At 62.8% G+C, this 16081-nt stretch carries 11 protein-coding genes; 2 read left to right on the top strand and 9 right to left on the bottom strand.

What is annotated here, in order from left to right; translation table 11 throughout:
* Window positions 1-10: 10 nt before the first annotated feature.
* From NKI70_RS20220 to NKI70_RS20210, 3 genes are all read right to left on the bottom strand, one after another.
* The gene (locus NKI70_RS20220; RefSeq protein WP_352593543.1) at window positions 11-1039 is read right to left on the bottom strand and encodes an NAD(P)/FAD-dependent oxidoreductase; all 1029 of its coding nucleotides are present in this window, start codon (window positions 1037-1039) and stop codon (window positions 11-13) included.
* Window positions 1040-1121: 82 nt separating this feature from the next.
* Window positions 1122-1442 carry a 2Fe-2S iron-sulfur cluster-binding protein gene (locus NKI70_RS20215; RefSeq protein ID WP_023674833.1) on the bottom strand — a complete coding sequence of 107 codons (321 nt, stop codon included), beginning with the start codon at window positions 1440-1442 and terminating at the stop codon, window positions 1122-1124.
* 97 nt (window positions 1443-1539) lie between these two features.
* Window positions 1540-1908, bottom strand: coding sequence for an Hpt domain-containing protein (locus NKI70_RS20210; protein WP_352593565.1), 369 nt, complete (start codon window positions 1906-1908; stop codon window positions 1540-1542).
* 285 nt (window positions 1909-2193) lie between these two features.
* Here NKI70_RS20210 and NKI70_RS20205 point away from each other — a divergent pair, with 285 nt between their 5' ends.
* Window positions 2194-8580 (top strand): apolipoprotein A-IV repeat region-like domain-containing protein, encoded by a 6387-nt coding sequence (locus tag NKI70_RS20205; RefSeq protein WP_352697730.1) that lies wholly within the window; start codon window positions 2194-2196, stop codon window positions 8578-8580.
* 104 nt (window positions 8581-8684) lie between these two features.
* Here NKI70_RS20205 and NKI70_RS20200 read toward each other — a convergent pair whose 3' ends face one another.
* Genes NKI70_RS20200 through NKI70_RS20185 form a run of 4 tightly spaced genes read right to left on the bottom strand, consistent with a single transcriptional unit; the run spans window position 8685 to window position 12767 of the window.
* Complete coding sequence (locus tag NKI70_RS20200) at window positions 8685-9338, bottom strand: ABC-type transport auxiliary lipoprotein family protein (protein ID WP_352502487.1); 654 nt, start codon at window positions 9336-9338, stop codon at window positions 8685-8687.
* A 37-nt stretch (window positions 9339-9375) separates the two neighbouring features.
* Window positions 9376-10749, bottom strand: coding sequence for an MlaD family protein (locus NKI70_RS20195; protein WP_352636782.1), 1374 nt, complete (start codon window positions 10747-10749; stop codon window positions 9376-9378).
* Between the two features lie 13 nt (window positions 10750-10762).
* Entirely contained in the window at window positions 10763-11581 is an 819-nt protein-coding gene (locus NKI70_RS20190; RefSeq protein WP_352574968.1) for an ABC transporter ATP-binding protein, read from the bottom strand.
* Window position 11582: 1 nt separating this feature from the next.
* On the bottom strand, window positions 11583-12767 hold the full coding sequence (locus NKI70_RS20185; RefSeq protein WP_352619836.1) for an ABC transporter permease: 1185 nt from the start codon (window positions 12765-12767) through the stop codon (window positions 11583-11585).
* Window positions 12768-12845: 78 nt separating this feature from the next.
* Here NKI70_RS20185 and dgcA point away from each other — a divergent pair, with 78 nt between their 5' ends.
* Window positions 12846-13829, top strand: coding sequence for an N-acetyl-D-Glu racemase DgcA (dgcA, locus tag NKI70_RS20180; protein ID WP_352636783.1), 984 nt, complete (start codon window positions 12846-12848; stop codon window positions 13827-13829).
* Here dgcA and NKI70_RS20175 read toward each other — a convergent pair.
* Window positions 13800-15017, bottom strand: coding sequence for an MFS transporter (locus tag NKI70_RS20175; protein WP_352540619.1), 1218 nt, complete (start codon window positions 15015-15017; stop codon window positions 13800-13802). The genes dgcA and NKI70_RS20175 overlap by 30 nt on opposite strands.
* A 127-nt stretch (window positions 15018-15144) precedes the next feature.
* Entirely contained in the window at window positions 15145-15966 is an 822-nt protein-coding gene (locus tag NKI70_RS20170) for a UDP-2,3-diacylglucosamine diphosphatase (protein ID WP_352636784.1), read from the bottom strand.
* Window positions 15967-16081 lie beyond the last annotated feature (115 nt).

Genomic DNA, 16081 nt, shown 5'->3' with positions numbered 1-16081 from the left:
ATGGCGAGGCTCAGTCGATCACGCCGAGCTTCTTCTGCAGACTGGTTGACGAGGTCGTATACTGAAAAACGATGCGCTCGCCGGGGCTGACGATGCGCTTGGCCGCTTGCGCCATCAAGGCGACCTCGTGGAAGCCCGACAGGATCAGCTTCAGCTTGCCGGGGTACCAGTTGATGTCGCCGACGGCGAAGATGCCGGGCACCGACGTCTGGAATTTTTCGGTGTCGACCGGGATCAGGTTCTCGTGGAGGTTGAGGCCCCATTCGGCGATTGGGCCGAGCTTCATCGTCAGGCCGAAGAACGGCAGCATCCGCGTACACGGCACTTCGATATCGCCCTCCGGCCCCTTGATGGTGGCGGAGGCGAGCTGGCCGTCGGCGCCGGTCAGGCCAGTCACCTGTCCGACCTGGAATTCCAGCTGCTTCATCTCCTGCATGGCATACATCTTGTTGACGCTGTCGGGCGCTGCACGGAATTCGGGCCGCCGGTGCACCAGCGTCACGCTCTTGGCAACCGGCTGCAGGTTCAGCGTCCAGTCGAGCGCCGAATCGCCGCCGCCGACGATGACGAGGTCGTGGCCGCGAAAGTCCTCCATCCGGCGCACCGAGTAGAACACGCTCTTGCCTTCATAGGGTTCGATGCCTGGAATCGGCGGGCGCTTCGGCTGGAACGAACCGCCGCCGGCGGCAATCACCACAATTTTGGCTTCGAACACCTCGTTTTCGTCGGTAATGACGCGGAAGCTGCCGTCCTCCAATCTTTCCAGGCTCGAAACCATGCGGCTATAGGTGAATTCGGGCTTGAACGGCGCGATCTGCTCAAGCAGCTTGTCGACCAGGCCTTGCGCCGAGATCGAGGGCCAAGCCGGAATGTCGTAGATCGGCTTTTCCGGGTAGAGTTCGGCGCATTGCCCGCCGGGCCGGTCGAGGATGTCGATCAGATGGCACTTCATGTCGAAGAGGCCGAGCTCGAATACGGCAAACAGGCCGACAGGCCCTGCCCCGACAATGAGTACGTCCGTCTTGGTGATAGCGGTCATGAAGCATGCGCCTTTATGGGAAAACGGCGCGACACTGCATGACCATTGGTCCGCTGCCAAGCGGCAGCCGCAAAAATCGGCTTCAGCCCTGGCGGGCCGGCACGCGCACGACCAGCCCGTCGAGGGCGTCGCGCACCTTGATCTGGCATGACAGCCGCGAGTTCGGCTGGACCTCGTAGGCGAAATCCAGCATGTCCTCTTCCATGGCTTCCGGCTCGCCGACCTCCGCCGTCCAGGCTTCGTCGACATAAACATGGCAGGTCGCGCAGGCGCAGGCGCCGCCGCATTCCGCTTCTATTCCCGGCACCGCATTGCGGATCGCATTTTCCATGACGGTCGAGCCGTTTTCGGCATCCACGTCAAAATGCGTGCCGTCATGGGCGATGAAGGTCAGCTTGGTCATTTGTCACCTGAAGGGAGTCTGAGCCGACATAATCACTCTGCCGGACAAGTCAACTGCGGCGCGAAAGCGCCCGTGCGTGGCGTCTTTGGGATAAGTCCTATCGGCTGATGGCGGCGACGAAGTCGCGCACTTCTTCGATCAGCGAGCCAAGCCGCTTCAGCGTGCTGGCGTCTTCGGGCCGGCATTCGATCGCGCTGGCGCAATCGGCAATGGCGAAGGCGCCGACCCCGCGCGCCGAGCCTTTGAGCCCGTGTGCCAATAGCAGCCGCTGCCTGACATCCGCTTCGACGATCTTGTCGCGCACCGACAGCGCCTGCTGCACGAACAGAGCCAGCACCTCCTGCTCGAGGCTCCGATCGCCCATCGTCTGGCGCGCAAGATGCGCCAGGTCGATCGGCCGCGCCCCGGCTGTCCCCGACACGTCGCCGCCGGGCATCGAGAAGGCAATGCCGTTTTCGCCACGTATCACTTTGAGACTCCGTTCTTCGACCGCCGCAAAAACTAGGCGTATCCGGTGGACAACGGGTTAATGATTGGCCCGGAAAAATGTCGCGATAACGGCGCCGGAATCACGGCTGTGTTAACCTTATATTTAAAGTTTTACGTATCGGGCGGAATGCATGTTTTCTTTACCCGGCTGTGTCATTACGATACGACAGGTCCATTTTCAGCCTCCTGCGCGGGACACGCTAGGCAGAATCAATAAGCAGAACCATAAGTCCCGCGGCAGCTTGTACAGGGTAGCGAAGGCATGGCGAAGAAACCAACGACGACAAGAACGCTCGACAGCGACGTAGCCAGGGAACTTGAAAAGGCACTTGATATCGATCTGAGCGGCGATGCCGGCGGCGACTTCGACATGGCTGCATCCATGGAAGATCTCGAAGCGCAAATATCGCAAGCCGCCGACGAGTTGGCGCGCGAAGGTCGCAGCCAGAACGAAGCGCCTGCCCCGGACCAGACCCAGAACGCGGCACCTGCCGCCAATCAAAGCCAGATCGCAAAACCCGCGCCAAAGGCCAAGCCGGCTGAGTTGCGTCCTGTCGTAACGCGCAATGGCTCGCAGCCGGCAGCTTTCTCGCCGGCCAACGACGATCGTCAAAAAGACTATAAGACGCTCCTGCACACCCTCAATCGGCGCGCCTCGAACACGATCTACTGGGTCGTGGCTTTCGTTTCGCTGGCCTGGATCGCCGGCGCTGGCGGCCTTGCGAACCTGTTGTTCGGACCTGGCATCTGGAACATCCGCACCTTCGATCAGTTTTTCGCCCGTCCGGAGCTGATCGGCCTGGCGGTCGCGGCAATCGTGCCCGTCATCCTGTTCTGGGCATTCGCAGTGATGATTCGCCGCGCTCAGGAGATGCGCCTTGCCGCGCAGTCGATGACCGAGGTGGCCTTCCGTCTGGCCGAGCCGGAAAATCTTGCCCAGGATCGCGTCATGATGATCGGCCAAGCGGTTCGCCGGGAGGTGGCAGCCATGGGCGAAGGCATCGAACGCACGCTTGCGCGTGCCGTCGAGCTCGAAACGCTGGTCCACAGCGAGGTGAACCAGATCGAGCGCTCCTATTCAGAGAACGAGTCCCGCATCCGCTCGCTGGTCGACGGGCTGGGCAGCGAGCGCGAAGCGGTCGTCACCCATGCCGAGCGCGTGCGCGCCTCGATCACCGGCGCCCACGAGACACTGAAAGACGAGATCAACGCCGCCAGCGATATCATTCGCGACAGCATTCTCAACGCCTCGACCAAGCTGTCGATGACGATCAACGAATCCGGCGATACGCTGATCGACAGGATCAACGGAAGCTCGTTGTCGATCTTCGATTCGGTGGAAGGCCGGCTCGAATCGATCACCGATCGGCTGTCGACGTCGGGCGAGGCCTTCGCCAGCCTGCTCGACACCCGGATCGCCAAGCTGACGGACACCACCGATGGCCTGACGCGGTCACTGACCGACCTGCTCGACGACCGCACGAGCGGCATGGTGTCGCTGCTCGGCGGTGCCGCCCGCACACTCAATTCGGAATTCGAAGCCAGCCTCAACGGCATCGAGCGGACGCTTGCTGAACGTGGCCAGGCGCTGATCAGCGAGTTCCAGACCCGCGCCGAGGCGCTCGACACCGGCACGCAGAAGCTCAACGCCGCGCTGGAGGCTCGCGCACGCCAAATCAACGAGACGCTGGTCGAGCGCGCCCGCGAAATCGCCCACACATTCCAGGATAGCAAGGATACGCTGTCGGCGATGATCGATCAGGGCAAGACCCAGATCGGCGCCGACATGGCCGACATCATTTCATCGACCTCGACCATGCTTGAAGCCCGCGCCGGCGATTTCGCCGGGCGCATGGAAGCGGCGCGCCATGTCGTATCGCGTTCGTTCGATACGGACATCGAGCGGCTTGCCGATGCTCGCGCCGGCATCGAGGAAGCCGTCGAGAACCACAGCCGCAAGCTTTCCGAAAGCCGCGACCGGATGGCGGCGGCAATGCAGGCCGATCTGGCGAAGTTCGCCGAAGGTCGCGCCGAAATCGACGCAGCGGTGGCTAACCAGGTGCAGAAGCTAGCCGAAGGCCGCGGCCTGATCTCGCGCGCCCTTGAAGAGGATCTGCGCAAGGTCAACGAATCGCGCGCAGCGATCGACGCTTCGCTGGGCAGCCATCTCGAAAGCCTTGAAGAGGGTCGCAACAGGCTTGCCCAGGCCTTGAACGAAGACTCTGGAAAACTCGTGCAAGCCCGCACGATAATTGATGAAATGGTTGCCGGGCACGTCGGCAAGCTCGCCGAAGGCCGCAGCATCCTTTCGCGCGCGCTCGAGGCCGACCTCGGCAAGCTGGCAGAGAGTCGCGCCGGCATAGACGGCCTCGTCGCCGGTCAAGTCGAAAAGATCGCCGAGGGTCGCGCCATACTCGCCAGTGCGTTGGAAGCCGACATCGCCGGCATCAATGGCCTCATCGAGGCTCATTCGGCGAAATTGGCGCAAGACCGCAGCGGGCTTTCCCAGTCACTCGATAACGACCTGTCCGACATCAGGAGCCTGATCGCCGATCATTCTGGCAGGCTCGCCGATGACCGCAGCCTGCTTTCGAAGACGCTTGAAGACGATCTTGCCAAGCTGGCCGAAAGCCGGTCGAGCATCGATGGGCTGGTTGCCGGCCAGGTCGAGAAGCTGGCCGAAGGCCGCGACATCCTCAAGCGCGCGCTTGAATCGGACCTGAACGCGATCAAGGGCGTCATCGCCAGCCAGTCTGAAAAGCTGGCGGAAGACCGTGGCCAGTTGTCGCGGGCACTGGAGAGCGACCTGGAGGCTGTGCGGGGCGTTGTCTCCGATCACATGGACAAGCTCGCCGAAGACCGTTCGACCCTTTCGAAGGCGCTCGAAGACGATCTCGTCAAGTTGGCCGAAAGCCGCTCGAGCATCGATGTGATGGTTGCCGGCCAGGTCGAAAAGCTTGCAGAGGGCCGCGACATCCTCAAGCGTGCGCTCGAAGCCGATCTGAGCACTGTCAAGGATGTCATCGCCGGCCAATCCGAGAAGCTGGCCGAGGATCGTGGTCAGCTGTCGCGGGCACTAGAGACCGATCTCGAGACCGTGCGGGGCGTCGTCTCCGAACATATGAACAAGCTCGCCGAGGACCGTTCGGCCCTGTCAAAGGCGCTCGAGGACGATCTTGCCAGGCTGGCAGAGAGCCGGTCGAGCATCGACGGGCTGGTCGCAGGCCAGGTCGAGAAGCTGGCCGAGGGTCGCGACATCCTCAAGCGCGCGCTGGAAGACGATCTTACCAAGCTGGCCGAAAGCCGCTCGAGCATCGACGGACTGGTTTCCGGCCAGGTCGAGAAGCTGGCCGAAGGTCGCGACATCCTCAAGCGCGCCTTGGAGGCCGATCTCAGCACGATCAGGGGCGCCATCGCCGATCAGTCGCAGCTATTGACCGATAATCGCGCGCAGTTTTCGCGTGCGCTGGAAGCCGATCTCGGCAACGTGAACAGCCTTGTCGCAACCCACGCAGAGAAGCTCGTCCAGGACCGCTCGACCCTGTCGAAGGCGCTCGAGGACGATCTCGCCAAGCTGGCGGAAAGCCGCTCGAGCATCGATGGGCTGGTTGCCGGCCAGGTTGAGAAACTGGCGGAAGGCCGCGACATCCTCAGGCGCGCGTTGGAAGCCGATCTGGAGAGGCTTGCAATGAGCCGCAGCGAAGTCGACGAGATCGTCGCCGGTCATGTCGGCAAGCTGAGCGAGGGCCGCGACATGCTGACCCGCGCATTGCAGGACGATCTCTCCAGGCTCGCCGAAACGCGCAAGGATGTCGACCGTTCGCTGTCCGGCCATATCGACCAGATCGCCGCCAGGAGCACCGACATCTCCGATGCGATCGCTGCGGACGTAGAAAAGATCGAGCAGGCGTTCAGCCGGCAGACAGGCATCATTGAAGAGCGCGCCAGCACAATGGAGCGGGCGCTGTCGACGGGTGTCGACAACGTGCGCAGTGTGCTCGAAAGAAGCGCGGTCTTCGTCGCCGGCGCGCTGCGCGAGAAGGTCATGGAAGTTACCAGCGCGCTGCATGAGCAGGCGGGCGCGGCATTCAGCGATGCCGACCGCAAGATCGCCGAGCGCGCCGAGCAGACCTCGGCCGCCCTGCTCGCCAGGGCGGAGGACATCGCCCGCACCTTTGAAGAGGCGGATCGTCGCCTCGCCGCCCGCGCCGAGGATACGTCGAGCGCACTGATTGCCCGCGCCGACGACACGTCGAACACCTTGTTCGCGCGTGCCCAGGAGACGGCCGATCAGCTGGCAGCCAGAGCAAGTGAGATTGCCGGCACCTTCGACGTGGCGGACCACAGGCTGGTCTCTCGCGCCATCGAAACGGCCCAGTCGCTGGCTGCACGTGCCGGCGACATCCTGCGCAATTTCGAAACAGCCGACGAGCGGCTGGGCGTGCGCATCGGCGAATCCGCCGAAGCTCTCGCGGCACGTGCGTCGGATCTCGGCCGCATTTTCGATGCCGCCGACCAGCAACTTATTTCGCGCATTGCCGAAGGCTCCGAAGCACTTTCGGCCCGTGCGTCCGAGATCGGCCGCATCTTCGAGGAGGCGGATCATCGTCTGGTGTCCCGCATTGCCGACAGCAGCACCGCAATCGGCGAACATGCCGACACCATTGTCGGTGCCTTCACCAGCACCGAGCAGCGGGTTGCCGAACGCGCCAGGCAGACTGGCCAGGAACTCGCCGTCCATGCCCGTGAAATCGAGCAACTGCTTGCCGGTGCCGACGAACGCCTGGCATCGAGTGCTGCTGCCACTGCGGCCCGCGTCGAGGAGCAGGTCGCCAGCGTCGAGAACCGCCTCGCCTACTCCGCCGAGACAATGGGCCAAAAGCTCAATGAACAGGTCTCGAATGCCGAGGCGCAGTTGGTCTCGCGCGCCAACTCGATCGCCGAAACCTTCACCGCGGTCGGCCAGCATATCGGCCAGAGCACCAATGACGCTGCAAAGTCCATCGGTGCCAATACTCGCGAGCTCAATACGATGCTTGCGGCACGTTCGGCCGAAATATCGAAAATCCTGGACGAGACGGCACGGCCTCTGGTCGAGCGCTTCGCCCAGGGCGGCTCCGAGCTGCAAAAGAGCATGGAAGAGGTCACCGAACGTGCGACCGAGAAGCTGCGCACTCAAAACGCCGCCCTCGTCGACGCCCTCGCCAGCCGCACGGCCGAAACGCTGTCGGCCGTCGAAGGCGCGCGCTCGACGCTTGCCGACAGCGTTGCCGACCTCATCGGCCGCATGACCACCTCCAGCTCGCAGCTCGGTCAGTTGATCGAGCAGGCGGCGGCCAATCTCGGCCAGGTCGACGAACGCCTGACCGGCAGCACGCAAAGCTTCGCAGCGACTACCGAAAAGACCGCGCAGACCTTCGCCAGCTCGGCGCGCCTGGTCGATTCGAACACGACGCGGCTCACCGAGCTGTCGTCGTCGACCTTGCGCGAGGTTGCTTCAATCGCCACCAAGTTCGACGAGCACAGCCGGTTGCTTTCCAGTGCCTCGGACCTGTTGAGCTCGGCCCAGAGCAATCTTGAGCACACACTCGAAAGGCAATCGTCGCTGGAGGACCTTGCCGTCGGCCTTGTCAAGAAGTCGGAAGATCTCGAAAGGGTCATGCGCTCGTTCGAGAATCTGGTCGGCCAGACGCTGCAGAACGCCGAAGGCAAGACGCTGGAATCCGCCGACAAGATCCGTACCGCGATTTCCGAAGTGGTCGATTCGGCAACCAAGCGCTTTGCCGATGCGACCGAGGAGATGCGGCGTACCGCCGGCTCGATCAAGAGCGAGCTCGACCTCACCCGGGCCGAGCTTAAGAAAGGCGTCATCGAGATGCCGGAAGAGGCAAAGGAATCAACCACGGCTATCCGCCGTGCCGTTTCAGAGCAGATCAACGCGCTGAAGGAACTTTCTGAAATCGTTGCGAAATCTGGCCGCAGCGCCGACAGTTCGGAACAGCGCAACCTGCGTCCGGCGCCGCAAGCGCCTGCCGCACGCCCCGCCGAACCGCCACGTCGCCCGGCTCCGGCTCCCGAACAGCGCCGTGCACCGCAGGCGCCTTCGGGCGAGACGGCGCTGCGCGGCACGCTCGACCTCGAACGTCCCGCAGACCAAGCGCCGCGCCAGCGCGACCCCAACGGCCGCACGCCGCAGGGCGGTTGGGTGCGTGACCTCCTGACCGGTGCATCACGCGAAGACGACGCCAAGCCGGCAGCGCCTGCCGAAGCGCCGCGCCCGGCTCCCGCTGCGCGTTCGCCGCTTCATGTCGTGGAATCGCTGAACTCGCTCTCGGTCGATATCGCACGCGCCATCGATCACGATGCGTCGATCGAGTTGTGGAACCGCTACCGGCGTGGCGAGCGTGACGTCTTCACACGCCGACTTTACACGCTGAAGGGCCAGCAGACGTTCGACGAGATCCGCCGCAAATATCAGTCAGAGGCGGAGTTCCGCGCTGCTGTCGATCGTTACTGCGACGATTTCGAAAAGCTGCTCAAGGACGTGTCGCGCAACGACCGCGACAACATCATGGCGCAGACCTACCTGACGTCGGACACCGGCAAGGTCTACACCATGCTGGCCCACGCCAGCGGCCGCCTGCACTAAGCGGGCGACAGAGAACAAACGAAAAGGCGGGATTTCCCGCCTTTTTCATGCCGTACTGAATTCCATTGGCGCTGTAGAGTGCCGTGCCGGCAGTTCCGGCTGTGTCAGATCACGGTGTCCGTCCAGCGGACGATTTGCCCTGCCGCATCGCCGAACGCGGCATCGAGCGCGCCGACATAGGCCTGGTTGCCATTGCCCGAAACGGGCGCGATTGCGCTAAACGTCTTCGAAGCGCGCACTTCACCGTTGCGATCGTTCAACAGGCGCACAAACAGCTCGACCTCGGCATGTTCGCCACCGTCGACACGCACCTCGAACGAGCGGATCTCGACGATCACCTGATAGTCGATCGCCAGCCCCTCGCCTGGCTTGCCGACGCCGGTGAAGCTGCCCGAGCGCTGGAACGTCTCTGCCAGCCGCGCCTGTACGATCATCGGCAGCCGGTCGGCCCATTGCGCGCCCTTGAGATACTGGATCGATCGCGGCGATGGCTTAATGACGATGTTCTGGCTGTCCAGCGCCTTGAGCGCCGATGGCTGAGCGATGAGTATCTGGCGACGGCTGTGGGCACGCGCTTCCAGCGACGGCGCCGAAAGCTCAAACGTATCCAGCGGCGCCGGCTTGCCGCCCAGCGCCGCGCAGCCGGCGAGCGAAAGCGCCAGCAGTGCCGCTCCGGTCTTGAACCCACTCGATCTGACGCTGCCTGAACTGATCGACTTCAAACGCGATCCCCCCCGGATCGTGGAAACAACGCGCATCCGCAAGCTATGTTCTTGCGGTGGGCGCAGGCCGAAGTCAACGGCGCACCCTGCCGTCGAACTGCCGGACCTCACCCTCGCCGCCGGACAGGATCCGCTGTGGATTGCGGCTGAGGTCGGTCACCGCCTCTTCGATGCGGTTGATCGAACGACGGCTGTCCTGGACCAGCGATTCGACGTTTTGCAGCCCCTGTCCCGAGAACCGCGCCAGATTGTCGGTGATGGTGCCGAGGCGGGCGTTCAGCGTGTCGGCGACCTGCTTGAACGATTTGAGCGTCGCCCTGGCATCGGCCATGACGCCGTCGGCCTGACCGGAGCCGAGCAGTTTGTCGACCTTGGCAAGGATACCGTCGACTCGCACCGAGGCATCGTTGAGGCGTCCTGCGAGCTGGTGCGCGTCTTTGATGGTTTCGTCGATGTCGTCGGCCCGGTTGGCGAACTTGTTGGTCACCTTGGCGATGTCGGCGGCAGCTTCATTGGCGTTTTCGCTGGCCTTCTGGATATTGGCCAGCGCGGTGCGAACTTCAGCCGGATCGATGCCGTCGAGAACGCCGTCGACCTTGGCCAGCGTGCCTTGCGTCTTCTGGGCGAACTCGTTGATCGAGCCTACCGCGGTGTCCACGTTCTTGATGACCGCGTCGAACTGCTTGCTGGTTTCCTTGAGGTTGGAAGTGACCGTGTCGACATTGGCGACGATGCTCTTGATCTGGTCCTTGTCGACGGCGTTGAGTAGCCCTTCCGCCGCCTTCAGGGTGCCGTCGAGCTTGCCCGAAACACCCTTCAGTTCGTCCGCCAGCGAGCTGACGCTGGCCAGGAACTTGTCGACGCCGTCCGCATTCCTGGCCAGTGCATCGGAGAAGGTCTGGACATTGTTGACGGTCTGCGTCAGCGGCCCGCGAACATCCTTGGTGAAGCCTTCGAGCTCCGAAAGGACCTTGTCGGCGCGGGTGAAGATGTTCTGCGCCGTCTGCAGCAGGTTGGTGACCGCCGACGGGTTGGCAACGATCTCGGCGACACGGCCTTCCTTTTCCGCCTCGTCGAGAAGTTTTGGCTCTTTGGGGTCGGCGCCCTTGAGCTCGATGTTGGCCTGGCCGGTGAGGCCGGCAAGCCCGATATCGGCCTGCGTCGACTTGGTGATAGGCGTATTCCGGTCTATTTCGGTGTCGGCGATAGCAGCGGTCGGATTGTCGACGTCGATATAGACACGGCGCACGTCGCCGACTTTGACGCCATTGAACAGCACGAAGCTGCCACGGCCGAGCCCCGAAGCGGAGCCTGGAATGCGCACGCGCAGCACCGTCGTCTCACCCTTTTCGCCGATTGCCGCCGTCCAATAGACGAAAGCGAAAGCCGCGAGGATCGCGGCCAGCGTGAAAATGCCGACAATGACGTAGTTGGCCCTGGTTTCCATTGCTCACTTATGGCTATGCGCGCGCCGCAAGATCAAGTTGCCGGGCGCGTTTTCCGCGGAAATAGGATTTTACCCAGGGTTCCTCGCTCCTGAGCATGTCGTCGATCGTGCCCTCGACCAGCACTTTCTTGTTGCCGAGCACCGCCACGCGGTCGCACGCCGTAAACAGCGTGTCGAGATCGTGCGTGACCATATACACGGTCAAATCCATCGTATCGCGCAGCTTGACGACCAATTCGTCGAACTCAGCCGCGCTGATCGGATCGAGCCCGGACGTCGGTTCGTCGAGGAAGACGATATCCGGGTCGAGCGCCAGAGCGCGCGCCAGCGCAGCACGCTTGATCATGCCGCCGGAGAGCTCGGAGGGGAATTTCTGCGCCGCATCCGGCGGCAATCCGACCAGCTCGACCTTGAGCATGGCAAGTTCGTCCATCAGCTTCTTCGGCAAATCGAGATATTCGCGCATCGGCACCTGGACGTTTTCGAGGACCGTCAGCGCCGAAAAAAGCGCACCATGCTGGAACAGCACGCCAAGCCGCATGTCGATGCGAAGGCGCTCCCTTTCGGTTGCCTTCTCGACGTCAACGCCGAACAGTTTGATTGTTCCCGATTGCTTGCGCGTCAAGCCAAGGATGGTGCGCAAGAGAACAGATTTGCCGGCACCGGAGGCACCGACGAAGCCGAGAATCTCCCCGCGCCAGATATCGAGCGACAATTTGTCGAGAACAACCTGGTCGGCGAACGACACCGTGATATCGTGCGCCGACAGCACGATCTCGTCTTCTTTGGCTTTCGCCGCCACCTTGGTCGTGTTTGTGCCCGGCAGCGCCATGTCAGAACTCGATCGCTGCATAGAACATGGCGAAAAGCCCGTCGAGGATAATAACCACGAAGATCGACTTCACCACTGAGGCGGTCACATGCTGGCCAAGCGATTCGGCGCTGCCGCCAACCTTCATGCCCTCGACCGAGGCAATTATGCCGATGATCATGGCCATGAAGGGCGCCTTGATCAGGCCGGCAAAAATGGTGCTGAGGTCGATTGCGACACGCAGCCGGTCGATGAACGCTGCCGGTGCAATATCGGAGTAGAGCCATGCAGCCAAAATGCCGCCGCCCAGCGCGGCAAAGTTGGCGATGATCGTCAGGCAAGGCAGCGCGACGACCAGCGCGACCAGCCGCGGAAACACCAGCACGCCGATTGGATTAAGACCGATCACCTTCAGCGCATCGACCTCCTCGCGCATCTTCATCGAGCCGATCTCGGCGGTGATCGCGCTGCCGGAGCGGCCGGCGATCATGATCGCCGTCATCAGCACGCCGAGCTCGCGCAGGATCAGCACCCCGACCAGGTCGACGACGAAGATGTCGGCGCCGAAATAGCTGAGCTGATAAGCGCCTTGCTGGGCAACGATCGCACCGACGATGGCCGACATCAGCACGACTACCGGTATGGCGCCGACACCCATGCGATCGATTTGATTGAAGATCGCCGCCATGTTGACGCCATGGCCACGGCCAAGCTTCATCTGAGAGCCGCGTATCGTGGCGCCGAGGATATTCATTGCGGCCAGGAAATCGTCGCGCATCTCATAAACGCGCCGGCCAACCGCCTCGAGCCCGCGAATGATGAAGTTGGGCGGCTTTGCCGGACCTGATTCGGCCTCGCGTCGGACCGCATCACCGACGGCGCCGAGCAGGATGGAGGCAATCTCGCTTTGCCCCTGCATCGTGATCTCGACGCCCTTCTTTTCGAAGCTGCTGACCAGGCGGTCGATCAGCCACGCCCCGGCAGTGTCCATCTTCTCGATTTGTGAAAGGTCGAGCGCCAGCGTCTTGAAGCCGCCGCGCTTCTCGATCTTGCGCATCTCGGCATCGACCAGGGCAACGGTACGTGTCGTCCAGGTTCCCGAGAAAGCGCAGCCGAGAACGTCGCCCTCCTCGCCGATCGCGATGCGCGGCTGGTGGTCGGGCTCCTTGGCAGGGCCGCTTGCGTCGCGTTTGCGGATGGTCAACATGGCATCCTGTTTAGCCTGACGGGGCCGACCTGTCGATTTGCCGATATCCTCCTTGTCGCACAGCTGGAGCAGAAAAATATGGCGCGTGTCATTTCGGTCGAGGCCGAGCGCTTTCCGATAGCCGGGACCTTTACCATTTCGCGCGGCTCGAAGACCGAAGCGGAGGTGATTTCCTGCGCCATCACCGAAAACGGCCGTACAGGACGCGGCGAATGCGTCCCTTACAAGCGCTATGGCGAGACCATGGAGGGTGTGCGCGACGCGATCGAGGCGATGCGCAGCGAGATCGCGCGCGGCATCAGCCGCATCGCCCTGCTCGATGCCATGCCTGCCGGCGCGGCACGCAACGCCATCGATTGCGCGCTCTGGGACCTGGAAGCGAAGATCAGCGGAACACCGGTGGCGCATACGATACGAACCGTTCCGTTACGGCTGCTCGAGACGGCGTATACATTGTCGCTCGCCGAGCCGGAGGCTATGGCGGCGCAGGCCCGCGCTAACGCCCAGCGCCCGCTACTCAAGGTCAAGATCGGCGGCGACAACGACATCGCGCGCATCCGCGCAGTGACGGCGGCAGCACCCGACAGCCGAATCATTCTCGACGCCAATGAGGGCTGGAATGACGACAATATCGTCGCAAACCTCGCCTTTGCCGCCGAGCACGGTATCGCCTTGATCGAACAGCCGCTGCCGGCGGGACATGACGGTATTCTTCGCCACATCGCGCATCCGGTACCGATCTGTGCCGACGAAAGCGTGCACGAGGCGAAGGACCTTGAAGCGCTTGTCGGCCTTTACGACGCCGTCAACATCAAGCTCGACAAATCGGGTGGCCTGACCGCTGCACTCGTGCTTCGCGACCGCGCCCGCGAACTGGGTCTTGGTGTCATGGTCGGCTGTATGGTCGGCACATCGCTTGCGATGGCGCCGGCCGTGCTGTTGGCGCAGGATGCCGATTTCGTCGATCTCGACGGTCCGCTGCTGCTGGCCCGCGACCGCGTTCCCGGTCTCGTCTACCAAGGTTCGCTGGTGTCACCGCCCGAGCGGGCGCTGTGGGGCTGAACGCGCGGCAAGCCCGATCAGAGCCAGGCCCGTCAGGGCGATCGGGATCATCGCAAAGAAGCCATTCGCGCCGAAGCGGTCGTAAAGAGGACCGGAAATCAGCGTCGCCGCCGCCATGAAGAAGCCATTGGAGAAGTAGGCGATGCCTTGCGCCGCCCCGGTGCGTTCTTCCGCGACCGTCTCACCGATCATCTTTTGCAGGCCGATCAGCACCAGCGCCACCGAAACCGCGTGCAGCGTCTGGATCGCGAAAAACCCGCCAACGCCAAGCCCAAGCGGCCAGATCAGCGGAAAGGCGAACCAGCGCACGATCGCGCCAATCCCGGCAATCAGCATGATCGAGACGACCGAGAAGGAGGCGAAAGCGCGGGTGAAAACGACGAACATGCATATCTCGGCGACGACTCCCCACCCCCACAGAAGCCCGACAACCGAATCGCTGATGCCGATCGACTTCCAGTAGATCGACACGAAACCGTAGAGAAATGCGTGGCTGGCGGTGATGACGCCGACGCCTGTCGAAAAATAGAGGAAGTACCGGTTGAGGAGTTTCGGTGCCGATTGCTGGATATCGGCGGCCGACAGCGGCGAGGCGCGGCGTGGACGGCCGAGGCGCGGCGCAATCAGTCCGGCGGCTAGCGCGGCACACAGCGCCGCGAAGATGATCACCGGGACAGCCTGGGCACCGCTCGCCGACAGGATGAAACCGCCGGCGAGATTGGCGCAGAGATAGGAGATCGAGCCCCATTTGCGCATGCTTGCGTAATTCGAGCCGAAGCGGCGAACACCTGAAAGGGCGAGCGAATCGGCAATCGGCGAATGCGGCGTCCAGACGACCGTCAGGGCCAACGACACGGCAAGTACCGTTGCGTAGGTCGGCGGCAGGAGGTAGCCGGCGGACAGGATCAGCGATGCGGCGACGAGCGCAACATAGACATTGGCGCGGTCGCTCGCTTTGTCTGCCAGCGCAGTAAGAAAAGGCGTCGTCGCCACGCGCAGGAACATCGGCGCGGCGAGGATCACGGCTATCTGTTCGGCATGGAACCCCTTCGCCTGCAGCCACAGCGGGAAATACGGCACATGCGTCCCGAGCGGAACGAAGAGCGTAAAGAAGATCAAGCTCATGCGCAGTTCGAAATGGCGTGGCTTGACGAGCTGTTCGGGCGAAAGCGGCGGCAGCGAGGACATTGACAGGCGATCCGTCGGCACGGCATTCAGCCGGGTCGGCCCGCCACACCTGCCGCTGCTTAACACGGCGAAAAAGTCGATGAAACCGCTGGACTAACCGATTGAAGCGAGATGCGGCCGGATTTGGTCAAGCCGCCCGGACTGCCCTGCCCTTGATGCCGATCGGCACGAGCACCTCGCTGCCGACCGGAGTCTCCGGCAGGACATGCGCCCAGTGCAGGATCTCAATCCGGCCGTCAAAATGCTCGACCACCGCCGTGCAGCTCTCCACCCAATCGCCGGTGTTGATGTATTGCACGTCCTCATAGCGTTCGATCGCGGCATGGTGGATGTGCCCGCAGATCACGCCGTCGACATGCGAGCGGCGCGCCTCCTCGGTCAGCACGGTCTGGAACGAGCCGATGAAATTCACCGCCTTCTTGACCTTGACCTTGGCCCAGGACGAGAACGACCAGTAAGGCAGGCCGAGCACCTGGCGCAGACGTGTGATGACGCGATTGACCAGCATCGCCGCGTCGTAGGCGTAGTCGCCGAGATAGGCCAGCCAGCGCGCATTGTGGACGACGGTGTCGAACTGGTCGCCATGAATGACAAGAAGGCGTTTGCCATCGGCGGTCTCGTGGATGGCGCGGTCGGCGACGACAATGCCGCCGAAATGCACGCCCTGGAACTGGCGCGCGAACTCGTCGTGATTGCCGGCGATGTAGGTGATGCTGGCGCCCTTGCGCGCCTTGCGCAGCAATTTCTGGACGACGTCATTGTGGCTCTGCGGCCAATGCCAGCTTCGTCTCAAGCGCCAGCCGTCGACGATGTCGCCGACGAGATAGATGATATCGGCATCGTGATGGCGCAGGAAATCGATCAGGAACTCGGCCTTCGCCGCCTTCGATCCGAGATGGACGTCGGAGATGAACATGCTGCGGAAAGTGCGGGGCTCTGCGCCGGACATCATTTGTCACCGTTGCTTTCGCGTGAGGCTATGCCCCGATTCATGCAACAAGCGTATGACGGTTGCGATTGGTCCAGCCATACGGGTAGGTTGCCGCGGCAATCAGAGGAGAAAA

Origin of the sequence: Mesorhizobium sp. M0500, assembly GCF_040321165.1 — a bacterium.
Taxonomy (GTDB): domain Bacteria; phylum Pseudomonadota; class Alphaproteobacteria; order Rhizobiales; family Rhizobiaceae; genus Mesorhizobium.
This window is presented reverse-complemented; position numbering and strand designations above follow the sequence as displayed.